The following is a 15,479-nucleotide window of genomic DNA, read 5'->3' as shown; positions in this document are numbered from 1 at the left end:
AGGGGGCCGCGCTCCACGCGGCCCCCTCACCCCTCCCCCACTAGGTCACTTGGCCACCGCCTTCGTCGCCTTGCTCACCGCCGACCCGTCCTTGTGACCGGTGCGGTGGGCGACGACCTTCACGGTGATCTTCTTGCCCTTCTGGGCCGCCTTGAGCACCAGCGAGGTCTTGGTCGCGCCGCTGATCGCCTTGCCGTTCGCGTACCACTGGTACGAGTACGTCGTCGGGCTCGGACTCCAGGTCCCCTTGGTCGACTTGAGCGTCCTGCCGACCTTCGCCGTCCCGCTGATCACCGGCACCTTGCTCGCCTTGGGCGCGTCCCCCTTGGCGACCGTCACGGCCGCCGAGGTCGCCGAGCCGCTCTGGTAACCGCTCCTGACCGCGACGACGGTCACGCTCAGCTTCTTGCCGACGAGCGAGGCGGGGACGGTGTACGTCGACGCGGTCGCGCCGCTGATCGCCGTACCGTCCGCCTTCCACTGGTAGGTGTACGACGACGGCGCGGCCGACCAACTGCCGGGCGCCGCCGTCACCTTGGCGCCGACCTTGGCCGTGCCCGTGACCTTGGGCGGGGCCGTGTTGGTCAGTTGGGGCAGGGTGACGGTGAAGGTGCCGCGCTGGAACTCGCAGCACCCGGCGAACACGCTGACGTTCCAGGTGCCGAACGCGGCACCGGTCAGGTCGACGGTCGCCTTCAGGGTGCGGTTGTCCGCGGAGACCGAGTCGGTGGTGGCGGTGAGGGTCTGGCCGTCCTGGGTCAGCCGGACCGTGGCGTTCGCGGGGAGCGCGGTGCCGGTCACCGTGAGGGTGACCTTCGTGCCCGCCACGCCGGTGCCGGGGCTCACTGCCGTGACGCCGACCTTGTCGGGGCCGCAGAGCGTCGCGGCACAGGCCAGCCTGGCGCTGTAGGCGGTGGTGGACGTCTTCTCCGGCAGGCCGAGCACCAGCAGCGTGGGCGCGGATTCGAAGGCCGGGCCGCCGACCCCGCATTCGTAGCCGGAGCTCGTCCAGAAACAGCCGTTGGCCCACTTCGCGTTGTAGAGCGCGGGCACCGCCGTGTCGGTGGCGCCGGTGGTGTCCTTGATCTGCGCGTAGAAGTGGTCGAACCCGGCCGTCGGCAGCACCGCGCACACCGCGCTGTGCTGTTCGTCGAGGGTGCCGGTGACCGGCCCGTAGCCGTAGGAGACCGACGGGACCCTGGTGCACTCCGGCGCGGGTCCCGCGGCGGTCGCGACGCGCAGGGCGTCCAGGTGGTACGCGGGCGCGGCCTTCAGGTTGTCCGGGGTCTGGACGAGCACCTGGTGGGTGGTGGACCCGGTGACCGCGCAGGGGCTGTTGCGGTAGGAGCACTCGGCGCCGCCGTCGCCGCCGAACACGGCGATGTTGGCCGTGCCCAGCGCGTCGCGCACGTTGACGTGCAGGACGTCGGTGGCGGCGGCGGTGGTGATCTGGTGGCAGGTGACGGTGCCGGGCCCGTCGGAGGCGCCGGCCACGGACGGGCCGCCGACCTTGGCCGCGGCCGTGGGCGTGCAGCCCGCCGAGGAGGCGGTCGCGGTCACGTCACGCCGGGTCAGGGTGTAGCCGGCGGGCAGGTCGCGGCCGGTGACCAGCACGGTGTGGGCCACGCCCGGGGTCAGCGCGCACACCTTCCAGCCGTTGGTGGTGGCGACGCGGTCGCAGACCTTCTTGCCGGTGGCGTCCAGCACGGAGAACTGCGCGGGTACGCCGCCGGAGGTGCCGATCAGCTGGAAGAGCTCCGCGCCCGTGTGGGCGTCGGCGGGGATCGTCAGGCACTGCGAGAAGACGCCGTCGCCGGTGGCGAAGGCGGCCTCGGCGCCGTCGGCCGCGAAGCTGCCCGCGGGCAGCACCGGGCAGCCGCTCGCCGCGTCGGTGCGGTGGAAGGCCACCGTGTACGCGCCGGTGGCCCCGTCCGCGTCCTCGGAGGCGTGGACCAGCGCGCGGAAGGGCGCGGTGCCGGTGAGCGCGCAGTCGCCCGCGGCCAGTTCGTCGGCGTCGCACTGGACGGCGCCGGTCCGGTCGACGACCGTCACCTGGGGGTCGACGCCGGAGTCGTCGAGCGGGGTGAGCGCGGCCAGCGCGGCGCCCTGCGGCATGTCCAGCTTCAGGCAGTCGTACCGCCCCGGCGTGGTCAACTCGCCCTCGTACAGGCCCGCTTCGATCGGCACGCACCCGGCGTCGGAGGAGCGGTCCAGGACGACCAGCGATGTCCGGGCGTCGTAGAAGGGCTTGCCGACGTAGGGGTAGAGGGCGTCGAGGACCGCGGTGTACGTGCCCGGGCGCGGCACCCGGCAGGGCGCGGCGGAGGCGGTGGAGGCGCACACCAGCGTGCCGTCGGCGGCGTAGATCCGGGCCGCGCCGATGTCGCCGTCCTCGTCGACGGAGTTCACGGTGTACGGGCCCGCCGCGTCGGCCGTGAAGGTGTAACAGGCGTTGGTGCTGAGGTCCGAGGGCGCGGATACGCCGAACGGCCGGACGGGGGCGGTGACGCAGCCCTGCGGGTCGTCGAGCCGGCGCGTCTTGACCGCGTACTCGGCGGGGAAGCCGTACTCCACGGTCAGCACCCGGGAGATCACCCGGTAGGGGCCGTCGCCGGGCAGCACACAGCCGTCCTGGGCCGTTTCGTCCTGCGTGCAGAGCGGCTTGCCGGTGGTGTCGGTGATCCAGGCGCGGGACTCGCCGTAGTGGCGGGGGCCGTGGGTGAAGCGGATGCGCTCGCCCGGCTTCGCGTCCAACGGCGCGCAGTCCACCTCCAGTTCGGTGGTGGTGCGCACGTCGTCCGGCTGGTCCCAGCGGGTGCCGACCGGCTCGGCGCAGCCGCGCGTGGAGGCGGTGGCCACCACGTTCACGTAGACGTGGATCTCCGAGACGCTGTAGCTGAAGATCTTCACCGTGTACGTGCCCGCCGCGGGCGCGTCACAGAGCTTGGCGAACCAGACGCCGTCGTTCTGGCACGCCATCTCGCGGCCGGCCGCGTCCACCATGTGCACGTAGGCCAGCGGCGCGTCCGTGGTCGTCACCAGGTACGGGCCCGGCGCCTCGGCCTCGAAGGTGAAGCACCCGTAGGACTCGGGATAGACCGTGATCCGGTCGACGGCGCCCTTCTGGTCGCCGAACGACGACACCGCGAGCGGCGAGCAGGCGGGGTCGGCGGCACTGGCGGCGCCCGTTCCGGTCAGCGAGAGCAGTGCGGTGAGCAGTGCGACGAGGACGACGAGAGCGGTCGGGCGTCTGTACCCCGGTCTCGGACAGGAAGCGGCGTCGGACATGAATTCCCCCCAGGATCAACGGCCGTTGAGGCGATGATCGCACAGGGGTACGACAACGTACACGTGTGATCCAGGAGGTTTGCCCTACACCGGTGGCCGCCTCGGAAAGCGCTTCAGTGACGTCCGGACACCCGGTCCGCCAGCCGGGCCAGCCGCGACGACTCGGCGCTGTGCGTGGTCAGTTCGCGCCGGTCGGCCGTCCGGTAGGTGGCGTACATGCCCTGCACGCCCAGCCAACGCAGCGGCTCCGGCTCCCACTTGCGTACCCGGTGGTTCACCCAGGGCAGTCCGGTCAGCTCGGTCGGGCCGCTCTCGCCGGAGTCGGACCGCACGAGGTCGCGGAGCGTGCGGGCCGCGAGGTTGGTGGTGGCGACGCCCGAGCCGACGTAACCGCCCGCCCAGCCGAGCCCGGTCGCCCGGTCCAGCGTCACCGTCGCGCACCAGTCGCGCGGCACCCCGAGGACGCCCGACCAGGCGTGTGCGACACGGACTCCGGCGAGCGAGGGGAAGAAGCGGACGAGGAGGTCGCGCAGCGCCTCGATCGTCGCCTCCTGCGTCCGCCCGTCGTGGTCGGTGCGGGATCCGAAGCGGTACGGCACCCCGCGCCCGCCGAGCGCGATGCGGCCGTCGGCGGTGCGCTGCGCGTACATGTACGCGTGCGCCATGTCGCCCAGCGTCTCGCGGCCCGCCCAGCCGAGCGCGGCCCACTGCTCGTCCGTGAGCGGTTCGGTGGCGATCATCGAGGAGTTCATGGGCAGCCAGGTGCGCTTCTGCCCCTTGAGGTTCGCGGTGAAGCCCTCGGTGCAGCGCAGGACGTAGGGCGCGCGGACGGTCCCGTACGGCGTCACCGCGTGCTTCGGCCGGATCTCCGTGACCGGCGTCGACTCGTGGATCGTCACGCCGAGGGCCTCGACGACCGCGGCCAGCCCCTTCGCCAGCTTCGCCGGGTGCAGCCGGGCGCCGTGCGGGGTCCAGGACGAGCCGACGGCGTCCGCGACCGTGATCCGCTGCGCGGTCTCCGTCGCGCCGTACAGCTCGCGGTCGTCCTCCCCGTACGCCAGCTCGTGCGCGTGGAAGTCCTTCAGCCGGGCCAACTGCGCGGGTGTGCGGGCGACTTCGAGCACCCCGCCCTTGTGCACGTCGGCCTCGATGCCCTCCGCGTCGGCGACCGCGATGACCTCGTCGACGGTGTCGTTCATGGCCCGCTGGAGCCGTACGGCCGCGTCGTGGCCGTGCAGGGTCGCGTACCGGTCGCGGCCCGCGACGCCGTTGTAGAGCCAGCCGCCGTTGCGTCCGGAGGCGCCGTAGCCGCAGAACTTCTGCTCCAGCACGGTGACCCGGAGACCGGGCGCCGCCTTCTTCAGGTAGTACGCGGTCCACAGTCCCGTGTAGCCGCCCCCGACGATCACGACGTCGGCGCTCGCGTCCCCGGCGAGCGGCGGGCGCACCGCGGGGAGGCCGTCGTCCGCGTACCAGAAGGAAATGCCGCCGTTGACGATATCGGTCGCCGAGGTACCCATGGAGCGACGCTAACCCTTGACCGGCGCCCCTGTCTCCTTCGGATTCCGTGTTTTTCCGCGCCCTCTGGTCAACGGATAACACCCGAGCCCGATCAGTACGGAGACGAAGTGCCCGAGATCGGTGAAGGTGGGCGACGAGGTCAGCGGGTAGCAGTAGACGCCGAGGACGACCACCAGATACGGGTACCGCCAGGGCGCCGGGATCCGGTACGTCAGCACCGCGACGACCCCGGCCAGCGCGTAACTCACGCCGATGTCCAGGGTGTTGAGCGCCGAGTGCGGGGCCATCCCCTCGTTGACCGCCCGCAGCAGCGCGCCCTCGCTGATCAGCGTCGCGAGCACGTGCGCGGCCACGCAGACCGTCAGCCAGCGCAGGGTACCGAGCCAGCGCTCGGCCTGCGCGTGGAAGACGGTGTAGAGGACGGCGTACGGCACCCAGCGGCCGCCGTCGATCCACATCGCGCTCTGCACCAGCACCCGCACGGGGTTGTCCGACAGCTCGTTGATGTTGGTGGACCGCTGCCGCAGGAACTCCTGCTCGAACTCCGGGGACATGTGGTGCATGGCGACCGTCGTGACGAACAGGATGGCCAGCCAGGCGTACGTCCCGGGTGCGCTGCGGACGTACGCGCCCACCCTCCTCAGCCCCCGGTCGATTCGCCCCCGGTCAATTCGCATGAAGCGATTCACGCACGCAAGTATCGTCGCGAGGGTGATCGACATTCCGGGCGGGTTGGCGATGGCACAGGAGAAGTACAACGGGGCGGCGGGGCGGGACTTCGTGGCCGGGCTGCCGGACCTGGCGGCCTCGTTCCTGGAGCGGTGGGGGCTGCGCCTCGACGGCCCGGCGATGCACGGCGTCTCGGCGCTGGTGCTGCCGGTGGTGCGGTCGGACGGCGTCCCGGCCGTGCTCAAGCTGCAACTGCTCGACGAGGAGAGCGTGGGCGAGCCGGTCGCGCTGCGGGTGTGGGACGGCGACGGGGCGGTACGGCTCCTCGACCACGACGAGTCCACCGGCACGATGCTCCTGGAGCGCCTCGACCCGGCCCGCATGCTGTCCCACCTGCCCGACTCCCGTGAGGCCGTCCTGGTCATCGCGCGTCTGCTGGCCCACCTGACCGCGGGCCCGGCCCCGGCTGGCCTGCGCGGCCTCGGCGCCGTCGCACAGGAGATGCTGGAGCTGACACCCTGGGCCCTGGACCGGATCCCGGACCCCGCCGACCGCCGCCTGGTCGCGGACTGCGCGGCCGCCGTGCGTGAGGTGTCCGACACCCCCGGCGACCGGCTCCTGCACTGGGACCTGCACTTCGAGAACGTCCTCGGCGCCGATCGCGCGCCCTGGCTGGCCATCGACCCCAAGCCGCTCGCCGGCGACCCGGGCTTCGACCTCCTCCCGGCGATCGACAACCGCTTCGACCCGGCCGAGGTCCACTGGCGCTTCGACGCGATGACCGACGTACTCGGCCTGGACCGGGAGCGGGCCAAAGCCTGGACGCTCGGGCGGGTGCTCCAGAACTGCCTGTGGGAGGTGGAGGACGAACGGCCGCTGGAGGAGGAGCAGTTGGAGATCGGGCGGCGGTTGCTGGGGGGCGGGGTCGGTTAGGACGACCGGGGTCGCCCCGACCGACCCGCGGCCTCAGCGTTTGAGCGTGAAGGTGAAGTCGCCGGTGGTCCTGGCGGTCAGCCGGACCGCCGAGACGAGCTTCCCTTCCTCGATCAGCCGCTCGACCTCGGCCCGCGAGAGACCGCACCCCTCGGCGATGAGCCGCACGGGCCGGACCGGGATGCGGGCCGCGAAGCGGACCGAGATGTCGACCGCCTCACGGTCGAGGTGGTCGGATCCGCCGCCGGTGTCGAGCCGCCAGGCGCCGGTCCAGTCCAAGGCGATGCGATTGCGGCGCAGCACGACCGGATCCTGGAGCAACTCGGCTGCCAGGGCAGGGTCGTTGGCGTGCAGCCGGTCCAGCAGCTCGGGACGTACGGAGCGCACGTTGGCCCGCTCCAGGACCGTGAGCTTCGTGGTCTCCCCGCACCCCGTGCAGAGCGCGAGCAGCCAGCCGTCGATGAGCTTGTGATGGGCGTTGACACGGAATTTCCCGCCGGTCCGGAAAGTCCCGGACACGCACGCGTGGCAACGGCGGAGGACGAGCGGGAGGCAGGTGGGCACGACCACCCAGTTTTCGAGCACGGAGATACACCGTCTCTGTGAGAAGTCCGCAGCAAAAAGGGGCGCGGCGCACTTGCGCGACGCGCGACGATTCAGCGCTCGGGAGGTCTCACACGGTGTACAACGGCACGTCCTTGCCCAGACGACTCGGTCCGGCAGCACGGTAGGGGCGTACGGCGGCGAGGGTCCACCGATTTTCGAGCGCCCCTCGCCGGTGGCAGGCTCTAGCCTTCAGACATGATCCGTACCGCCACCCCCGCCGACATCCCCGTCATCCACACCCTGGTCCGCGAGCTCGCCGAGTACGAGAAGGTCCCGCACGAGGCGAAGGCGACCCAGGAGCAGCTGCACGAGGCGCTGTTCGGCGAGCGGCCCGCCGCGTACGCCCATGTCGCCGTCGACGACACGACCGGCGACCCGGTCGGCTTCGCCCTGTGGTTCCTCAACTTCTCGACCTGGCGCGGCGTCCACGGCATCTACCTGGAGGACCTCTACGTCCGCCCCACCGCCCGCGGCGCCGGCCACGGCAAGGCCCTGCTGACCGAACTGGCCCGCATCTGCGTCGAGCGCGGCTACCAGCGCCTGGAGTGGTCCGTCCTGAACTGGAACACCCCGTCGATCGCCTTCTACGAGTCCCTGGGCGCACGGCCGCAGGACGAGTGGACGGTGTACCGGCTGACGGACGGGGCGTTGGCGGAGTTGGGCGCGCGGGGCACGACCATGTGAAGGTTCCGCATGCCCGTCCACGGAATGGGCACGGCTCCCCGACATGAGCAACACGCCCATGCCGCCCTTCCTTTCGGGTCTCGAACTCTCCCGGCGCTTATACATCGAAGCCGTACGCCCCTTACTCGAGGAAGCCGCCCCGGGGACACCCCACTCCGCCGCCCGCCTGGGCAGCGGCTCCGAGGTGCTCGGCTTCGACACGACCGGCCCCACCACCCGTTCCCCGCACCGCGATCACCCCCTCCGCCTGCAGCTCTTCCTCCACCGTCACGACGTCCCCCGCACCGCCGGCCGCATCAGACACGTCCTCGCCGAGCATCTCCCGGACACCTTCCACGGCCGCCCGGTCCGCGACGGTGTCGAAGTCACGCACACCGCACCCTGGTTCACCGCGACACTCGGTTTCGACCCGGCGCACCTCACCCCGCAGGACTGGCTGGCGGCCCCCACCCAACTGCTCGCCGAGGTCACCGCGGGCGCCGTCTTCCACGACGGCCTGGGCGAACTCGCCCGCGCCCGGGCCGCGTTGCGCTGGTACCCGCACGACATCTGGCTGCACGTCCTGGCCTGCCAGTGGCAGCGCGTCTCCCGCGAGGAGGCCCTCGTCGGGCGGTGCGACGAGGTCGGTGACGAGATCGGTTCCGCGGTCGCGGCGGCCCGGCTGGTACGGGACCTGATGCGCCTGTGCCTCCTCATGGACCGCCGCTATCCGCCGTACGGCAAATGGCTCGGCACCGCCTTCGTCCACACCTCCGCGGGCCACCGCCTCACCCCGGTACTGACCGCCGCCGTCACGGCCGGCGACCGGCACGGCCGCGAGAAACATCTGGGCCACGCGTACGAGACCGTCGCCGGCCTGCACAACCAGCTCAGCCTGACCGATCGCGTCGAACCGACCGCCCCACCGCACCGGTTCACCCGCGCCCTCACCGCCCGCATCACCGACCCGGCCCTCAAACGGCTCCAACTCGTCGGCTCGGTCGACCAGTTCGTCGACAACGCGGAGGTGCTGACCCGACCGGAACTGGCGCGGGCGGTGTACGCGTCGGCTATGTCAGCGCGAAGGCCAGCAGCGCCGTCGTCGTGAAGTCCAGCGCCGGTTCCACCGTCTGCCAGGCGCCCACGTCGTCCACGTACCGCGCGCCCTTGCCGTCGAAGTCGGTCCAGGCTCCCTCCGGCGGGCCGGCGGAGCACTTCTTCATGGTGGGGAAGCCGTTCAAGTCGGTCAGTCTGTCCGCCGCGTTGGGGCCGTTGACCACCGCGCCCCGCAGGATGGCGCCCTTGCCGTCGAGGCTGCCGCGGAGGTTGGCCAGCTGGTGTTCCGGGCAGTGCGGATAGACCTCACCCGCACCGATCATGAAGCTGGTGCCCCACGCGTTGGCGCCGAGCGCCCAGCCGCGCTGCTGCCCGGCGAAGGCCGCGTAACGGGTGTCCCCGGTGGCCTTGGCGTAGAGGCGCGCGGTGGCCACCAGACCGAAGGTGTGCGGTACGGCGTCGAAGTCGTCGTACACCGCGCCCGCGCCGAACGGGTCGTGCCCGGCGCGATCGACGCCGTCGTCCAACTGACGGCGCAGGTCCTTGTGGAGGTCCGCGGCCGCGATGCCGTTCGTCCGTGCGCCGTCCAGGGCGGTGGCCAGGTCGACGTGGGCCAGGGCGCTGACGTCGGCGACGTTGAGGGTGCCCTTGACGTCGGAGTCCAGGTAGGCGCGGGCCCAGCGGGCCGAGTCGGCCGTCCAGTCGCCCGCCCTGTCGTCCCCCAACTTCTCTGCTGCCAGGGCCAGTTCGGCACCGGCGAACTCCATGTCGTCCTGCCAGGAGTCCTCGGGGTAAAAGGCGCTCGGAAACGCGGTGACGAGCGGTTCGTCGGGGTCGTGGTCGGTGTCGGCCAGGTCGTAGACGGCCGCGGCCTTCTCCAGCCATTCCTCCGCCTCGTCCGGGTCGCTGTCGGCCACCCGCTGCGCGGCGAGGGCGAAGACCGCGGCCACACGGCCGGCCAGGCTGGGGGTGATCGGCTCGCCCGGGTCGTTCGCGCGGAAGACCGGGCGGTGCTTGATCGTGTAGTCCGGGTCGCCGGGTGACACGTCGAGCCGGTCGTCGGCCTCCGGCAGCCGCCATACGTCGTGATCGGTCCGTACCGCGTCGTTGCCCGCGCCGATGCCGACCTGGGCGTAGAGCGTCCCGCTGTCCCCGTCCCACATCCTGTCCAGCCAGTCCAACCCGTGCGTGGCCTCCGCCGACAGCTCCTTCATGTCGGGCAACTCCCGCTGGGCGAGCAGGAGTTCGGCGACGGAGTAGGAGGTGGTGCCGGTGAACTTGAGGAAGTCCCCCGCGTCGAACCAGCCACCGGAGACGTCGACTCGGTCCCCGGTCGGGGTCAGCGTCTCGTCGAGCAGCTCGTTGCCCTCCTCGTCGTACTCCGGATCGGCGTACACGGTCGCGTCCTCGTCGGCGAGATGGGACGGGCCGTGCTTGAGCGCACCATCAGGAAGCGCGCCACCGGGCAACACGTCGGCTCCGTCGCGCTGAGCTTGCAGGAAGCGGACGTTGTCCCGGACCAGCGGGGTCATCAACTCACGGGCGCCGCCGATCCGGAAGGCGGGCGAGCGACCGGCCGCGGTGCCGGTGAGGACGATGCGGTAGGTGCCGGGGGTGTCGAGCGCGGAGAGGTCGGCGGTGCGCACCGAGGGGTACTTGGCGTTCCAGCGGCCGGTCACGGCACCGAGCCGGCCCGCCTCGACCACCTTGTCCTCGTCCTCGGCGTCGACCACCTTGAAACGGGCGCCCGCGAGAGCCTTCGAGGACCCCATCACATACGCCTGCTTCGTCTCGCCGCGCAGATAGCCGACCTGGTCGACCCGGACGGCCACATCGGTCGAGGCGGGCGAGCGGGCGCCGTCGAAGGGCATGCCGAACACGTTCACGGCGACGAGCAGGGTGCCCAGGCCTGCGGCGGCGGTGACCACCAGCCCCGGGGTGCGCAAAGAGTTCATGCGCCCACGGTGCCGGGGGCTTCATGAGATGACGATGAGGACGGGTGGGGACGGGTGAGGACGGGTGGGGACCAGGACCCCCAGGGCTACGCCGACGTCGTATGCGTCGGGATCCGCAACTCCGCGAGCAGGCCCCCGCCGGGCGCGTCCGCGAGGTGAGCGGTGCCGTGATGCAGCTCGGCGACCCAACGGACGATGGCGAGCCCGGCACCGGTGCCTGCGGCGCTCGTACGGGTGGCATTCGTGCTTGTAGCGCTCGTACTGGTGGCGCTCGTACTGGTGGCGTCCGCGCCCGAGACACCCCCCGAAGCACGTCTCGAACCTCCCCCGGACACCCCCGTGACCCCCCGCCCGAACACCCGCTCCCGGTCCTCCACCGGCACCCCCGCCCCGTGATCCCGCACCGTCACCGATCCTGCCGCGACCGTCACCTCCACCGGTGAACCGGCCGGCCCGCCGTGCCGCTGCGCGTTCTCCACCAGGTTCCGTACCGCCTGCGCCAGCAGATCCGGGTCCCCGAGCACCACCACCGGCTCGGACGTCACCGTGACGCTCTCGTGGTCCGGCAACTCCTCGACCGTCGTCTCCACCAGCTGGTCGAGACGCAGCGGCACCAACTCGACGCGCTGCGCGCCGGATTCCAGGCGGGCCCGGGCCAGCAGCCCGGTGACCAGTCGACTGAGCCGGTCCACCAGGCGTAGCGCCTCGTCGGAGGAACCACCCCGCTCCACCACGAGCCGCAGGGTCGCCAGCGGCGTACGCAGCTCGTGTGCCGCCTCGGCCAGGAACTGCTCCTGCTGACCGAGCCCGCGCAGCGCCGGCCGCATCGCCCGGCCGGACAGCAGATGGCCGACGGCCGCGGCGCAGCAGACCAGCGCCGTGCAGCCGAGCGCCAGCCAGCGCACGAGGACGTCGTGGTCGTGTTCGCTGCGCGCCAGTTCCGTGCCGACCAGCACGGCCGCGCCGATCCGGTCGTCGTCCCAGACCGGGGCCGCCGCCCACCGCAACCGCGCGCCGTGCGCGGAGGGCGCGCTGAGGACGACGGTCTCCTGTTCGTCCAGGACGCTCCGCCAGACGTCGTCCAGCCGGTCGGCGGCGGGCAGCGCCGACCGCGCGGGGACGACGTTCCGCACGGACGGCGCCTCCCCCGCCTCCCCTTGCAGGACGGCCAACACCTCGGCGCCCCGGGCGAGTTCGTCCTCCCGCAGCGGCTCCAGGTGCAACACCCCCGCGTCGAACCACACCGCCCGCGACAGACCGGCCGCGCGGCTGTCGACCTCGTGGTCGAGGCCGGAGCGACGGGATCCGGAATCGATACGGATCGCGACCGTGGCGAGTACGACGAGACAGGCGGCGGTGGTCGAGGCGAACAGCAACGTCATCAGCCGCCGGGTCCGCCGCAGCCGCGCCACGGCGGGCGACGGGCCGACGCCGGCAGCGGAGCGCCTCACGCCCGTCCCCTCGCGTCCGGCGCCCGCGTCCCCGCGTGCGACGCCCGCGCCCGTACGGCCACTGCCGCGACCGACCTCCGCGCCCGCCGTCGCCCGCCCACGCCGCCGCGTCCCAGGCTCCGGCCGTCGAGGCGCCTCACGTCCCCGTCCCCGTCCCCTCCTCCGACGCGGGATCCGTTCCGCCCAGCACGTAACCGACCCCCCGCACCGTCCGGATCACATCCGGCGGCCCCAGTCGCCGGCGCAGTTGGCCGATCAGGACGTCGACCACGTTGGACATCGGCTCGCTCGCCTCGTCCCAGCAGCTCTCGATCAGTTCGGCGCGGGTCACCACCTCGCCCGCGCGCAGCATCAGGACCTCCAGCACCGCGAACTCCTTGGCGGACAGGCTGAGCAGCACACCGGCCCTGGTCACGCGACGCCTCGGCAGGTCGACCTCCAGGTCGGCCGCCCGCAGGACCGGCGGGCGCGCGGGCTGCTGCCTGCGGCACAACGCCCGTACGCGTACGACCAGTTCGGCGAAGGCGAAGGGCTTGACGAGGTAGTCGTCCGCGCCGTGCTCGAAACCGGCCACCCGGTCGCTCACCCCGTCCAGCGCGGTCAGGAGGAGGAAGGGCAGCACCGATCCGGCCCGGCGCCGCGCGGCGAGCAGGGTGAGCGAGTCGCCGTCCGGTACCGAGCGGTCGGCCACGACACAGTCGTAACCGTTGACGGAGAGCTTGAGATCCGCCTCGGCCAGGGTCCGCGCGAGGTCGACCGCGAACCCCGCGTCCCGCAGCTGAGCTGCGACGACGGGCCCCAGCTCGGGATCGTCCTCCAAGACCAATACGCGCATGGCCCGGAGCTTAGACGTAGCAGGGGCCGATGCCGCCCGGCCCCCGAACCGCGCGACTTTCGTCGTCCCCGGGTGCGACGAACGGATGCTGTGCGCCTGGCCGGGGATGCCTACCGTGGGCGCGTGAACGTGACGACGAAGGTCCTCGGTGTCCGGAAGCGACCGGGCGCGGCGCCGTAGGAGGCGAGGACCGCCTCGCCCCGGGCGATGACCTGCCCGTCGGGGAGCGTGATGTCGTCGACCGCGAACCGCATGGGCAGGATCCGCAGCGCGGGTTCGAGCCGCGGCGTCTCCGGGCAGCGAAAAGGGCGGGCCCATCGAGAGGACCCGCCCGTATGCGTGGAGCCCCCTGTCGGATTCGAACCGACGACCTACGCATTACAAGTGCGTTGCTCTGGCCATCTGAGCTAAGGAGGCCTGCACGCGCCCACAGGCGTACGTGCCCGTGCAGTGTACCCAGCTCACAGGACCGCCCTGTCGAAAATTTCCGCGAAGTTCACATGCCCACAGGTACTGACAGCCAGGCGAACGCCAGGTACCGTCCAGATTCAGTCCGCTCTTGTGGACTACACCACCTTCCTACAACGGATCGTCCGGCACGTTCCTGCCGGTAGAAGGGGGCCTTCACCATGGCCACTGTCTCGTTCGACAAGGCGACCCGGATCTACCCGGGCACCGAGAAGCCCGCCGTCGATGGACTGGAGATCGAGGTCGGGGACGGCGAGTTCCTCGTCCTCGTCGGTCCGTCCGGCTGCGGCAAGTCCACCTCGCTCCGCATGCTCGCGGGGCTCGAGGACGTGAACGCCGGCGCCATCCGCATCGGTGAGCGCGACGTCACGCACCTGCCGCCCAAGGACCGGGACATCGCCATGGTGTTCCAGAACTACGCGCTGTACCCGCACATGAGCGTCGCCGACAACATGGGCTTCGCCCTCAAGATCGCCGGCGTGAACAAGGCGGACATCCGCAAGAAGGTCGAAGAGGCCGCGAAGATCCTCGACCTCACCGACTACCTGGACCGCAAGCCGAAGGCCCTGTCCGGTGGTCAGCGCCAGCGTGTCGCGATGGGCCGCGCCATCGTGCGTGAGCCCCAGGTCTTCCTCATGGACGAGCCGCTGTCCAACCTGGACGCCAAGCTCCGCGTCTCCACCCGTACGCAGATCGCCTCGCTGCAGCGCCGCCTCGGCATCACCACCGTCTACGTCACCCACGACCAGGTCGAGGCCATGACGATGGGCGACCGCGTGGCCGTCCTCAAGGACGGGCTGCTCCAGCAGGTCGACTCCCCGCGCAACATGTACGACCGCCCCGCCAACCTCTTCGTCGCCGGCTTCATCGGCTCCCCGGCCATGAACCTGGTCGAGGTCCCGATCACCGACGGCGGTGTGAAGTTCGGCAACAGCGTCGTCCCGGTCAACCGTGACGCCCTGAAGGCCGCCACCGACAAGGGCGACAAGACGGTGACCGTCGGCGTCCGTCCGGAGCACTTCGACATCGTCGAGGAAGGCGGCGAGGCCGCCTCGTCCCTGACGAAGCACTCCGAGGACGCCCCGGCCGGTCTCGCGGTCTCCGTGAACGTCGTCGAGGAGCTGGGCGCCGACGGTTACGTCTACGGCAGCGCCGAGGTCGGCGGCGAGACCAAGGACCTCGTCGTCCGCGTCGAGGGCCGCCGCGTCCCGGAGAAGGGCACCACGCTGCACGTGGTCCCGCGGCCGGGCGAGACCCACGTGTTCTCGACCTCCACGGGCGAGCGCCTCACCGACTGACCCGACAGCGATACGCAGAGGGGCCCTCGCGGGCGCACCGCGAGGGCCCCTCTCCGTGTCCCGGACACCCCGGCCCCGTCTCCCGGACACCCCGGCCCCCGCATCGCGGATACCCCGGCACTCCGGACGTTTCGAGCAGCCCCGTCAACCCGTTACCCAAAAAGAGGCACCACTTCATCCCCCGAACCGGTGACTAAATGTCGCCAAATCATCACCGGGCGCTACCCTCACGAGCGTGAAGCACTCCACTAACCAACAGACGCGACGCGGCCGGGGCCCCGCCCGCCGGATCGGCCGCACGCTCGCCCTTGTCCTGCCCGTCGTCCTGGTGCTCTCCGGGACCCTCGCGGTCACCCGAGTCAACTGGTCGGGGAACTCCTCGTCCTCGGTGCTCACCGCCTCCGACGCGATCGACGACGCCAAGGGCGCCGCGGCGGTCCACCGCGCCCCCCAGGACGTACTGCGCGACCAGCTCCTCGCCGAGCTCCAGGAGGAGAACCCGGGCGAGGTCCTGACGCACCTCCAGCAGGCGGTCACCGAGCGCCCCTCGCTCGCCGAGCACTGCGTGTCCATCGCGCGCGCCCTCGGCAAGGCCGCGGTGCGCGTGTACGGGCCCTCCAAGGCGCAGTCGTACGCCCGCCCCGTCTGCGACACGTCCTTCGCCTCGGGGGTCGCCGCGGTCCACAGCTGAGGCACACGAGGGTTCCCGGCCCTCCTCCGGACCGGTCAGGTGCGG

General features: G+C 71.7%; 12 protein-coding genes, 1 tRNA gene and 1 pseudogene. 5 read left to right on the top strand and 9 right to left on the bottom strand.

What is annotated here, in order from left to right:
* Positions 1–45: 45 nt before the first annotated feature.
* From ACIP6U_RS13125 to ACIP6U_RS13115, 3 genes are all read right to left on the bottom strand, one after another.
* Positions 46–3,288, bottom strand: coding sequence for a Tat pathway signal protein (locus ACIP6U_RS13125; RefSeq protein ID WP_401715829.1), 3,243 nt, complete (start codon positions 3,286–3,288; stop codon positions 46–48).
* Positions 3,289–3,401: 113 nt separating this feature from the next.
* Positions 3,402–4,808, bottom strand: coding sequence for an NAD(P)/FAD-dependent oxidoreductase (locus tag ACIP6U_RS13120; RefSeq protein ID WP_401715826.1), 1,407 nt, complete (start codon positions 4,806–4,808; stop codon positions 3,402–3,404).
* 9 nt (positions 4,809–4,817) lie between these two features.
* Positions 4,818–5,486: a rhomboid-like protein gene (locus ACIP6U_RS13115; protein WP_401715823.1), complete on the bottom strand. Its 669-nt coding sequence runs from the start codon at positions 5,484–5,486 to the stop codon at positions 4,818–4,820.
* Here ACIP6U_RS13115 and ACIP6U_RS13110 point away from each other — a divergent pair.
* Positions 5,485–6,411, top strand: a complete 927-nt coding sequence (locus ACIP6U_RS13110; RefSeq protein ID WP_401715821.1) for an aminoglycoside phosphotransferase family protein — start codon at positions 5,485–5,487, stop codon at positions 6,409–6,411. The genes ACIP6U_RS13115 and ACIP6U_RS13110 overlap by 2 nt on opposite strands.
* 33 nt (positions 6,412–6,444) lie before the next feature.
* Here the strand turns inward: ACIP6U_RS13110 and ACIP6U_RS13105 are convergent, their stop codons facing one another.
* Positions 6,445–6,996 (bottom strand): DUF1062 domain-containing protein, encoded by a 552-nt coding sequence (locus ACIP6U_RS13105; RefSeq protein ID WP_401715820.1) that lies wholly within the window; start codon positions 6,994–6,996, stop codon positions 6,445–6,447.
* A gap of 216 nt (positions 6,997–7,212) precedes the next feature.
* On the opposite strand from ACIP6U_RS13105, the gene ACIP6U_RS13100 reads away from it, so the two are divergent.
* Positions 7,213–7,701, top strand: a complete 489-nt coding sequence (locus tag ACIP6U_RS13100) for a GNAT family N-acetyltransferase (RefSeq protein ID WP_401715817.1) — start codon at positions 7,213–7,215, stop codon at positions 7,699–7,701.
* Between the two features lie 43 nt (positions 7,702–7,744).
* Positions 7,745–8,788, top strand: coding sequence for a DUF4037 domain-containing protein (locus tag ACIP6U_RS13095; protein ID WP_401715815.1), 1,044 nt, complete (start codon positions 7,745–7,747; stop codon positions 8,786–8,788).
* Here the strand turns inward: ACIP6U_RS13095 and ACIP6U_RS13090 are convergent.
* From ACIP6U_RS13090 to ACIP6U_RS13070, 5 genes and pseudogenes are all read right to left on the bottom strand, one after another.
* Entirely contained in the window at positions 8,751–10,691 is a 1,941-nt protein-coding gene (locus ACIP6U_RS13090; RefSeq protein WP_401715813.1) for a glycoside hydrolase family 9 protein, read from the bottom strand. The genes ACIP6U_RS13095 and ACIP6U_RS13090 overlap by 38 nt on opposite strands.
* Before the next feature lie 86 nt (positions 10,692–10,777).
* The gene (locus ACIP6U_RS13085) at positions 10,778–12,142 is read right to left on the bottom strand and encodes a sensor histidine kinase (protein ID WP_401715811.1); all 1,365 of its coding nucleotides are present in this window, start codon (positions 12,140–12,142) and stop codon (positions 10,778–10,780) included.
* A 136-nt stretch (positions 12,143–12,278) separates the two neighbouring features.
* The gene (locus ACIP6U_RS13080; protein WP_401715808.1) at positions 12,279–12,977 is read right to left on the bottom strand and encodes a winged helix-turn-helix domain-containing protein; all 699 of its coding nucleotides are present in this window, start codon (positions 12,975–12,977) and stop codon (positions 12,279–12,281) included.
* Positions 12,978–13,144: 167 nt separating this feature from the next.
* Positions 13,145–13,270: pseudogene (locus ACIP6U_RS13075) on the bottom strand (cytochrome P450); the annotation flags it as partial.
* Positions 13,271–13,317: 47 nt separating this feature from the next.
* Positions 13,318–13,394, bottom strand: a tRNA-Thr gene (locus tag ACIP6U_RS13070).
* Between the two features lie 212 nt (positions 13,395–13,606).
* Between ACIP6U_RS13070 and ACIP6U_RS13065 the strand changes: the two genes are divergently transcribed.
* Both ACIP6U_RS13065 and ACIP6U_RS13060 read left to right on the top strand, forming a co-directional pair.
* Entirely contained in the window at positions 13,607–14,743 is a 1,137-nt protein-coding gene (locus ACIP6U_RS13065) for an ABC transporter ATP-binding protein (protein ID WP_401715805.1), read from the top strand.
* Between the two features lie 235 nt (positions 14,744–14,978).
* Entirely contained in the window at positions 14,979–15,434 is a 456-nt protein-coding gene (locus ACIP6U_RS13060; protein WP_401715803.1) for a hypothetical protein, read from the top strand.
* Positions 15,435–15,479 lie beyond the last annotated feature (45 nt).

Origin of the sequence: Streptomyces sp. NPDC088794, from assembly GCF_044750545.1 — a bacterium.
GTDB lineage: Bacteria > Actinomycetota > Actinomycetes > Streptomycetales > Streptomycetaceae > Streptomyces.
The sequence above is the reverse complement of the archived record's forward strand: the minus strand, read 5'-3'. Positions and strand labels throughout refer to the sequence as shown.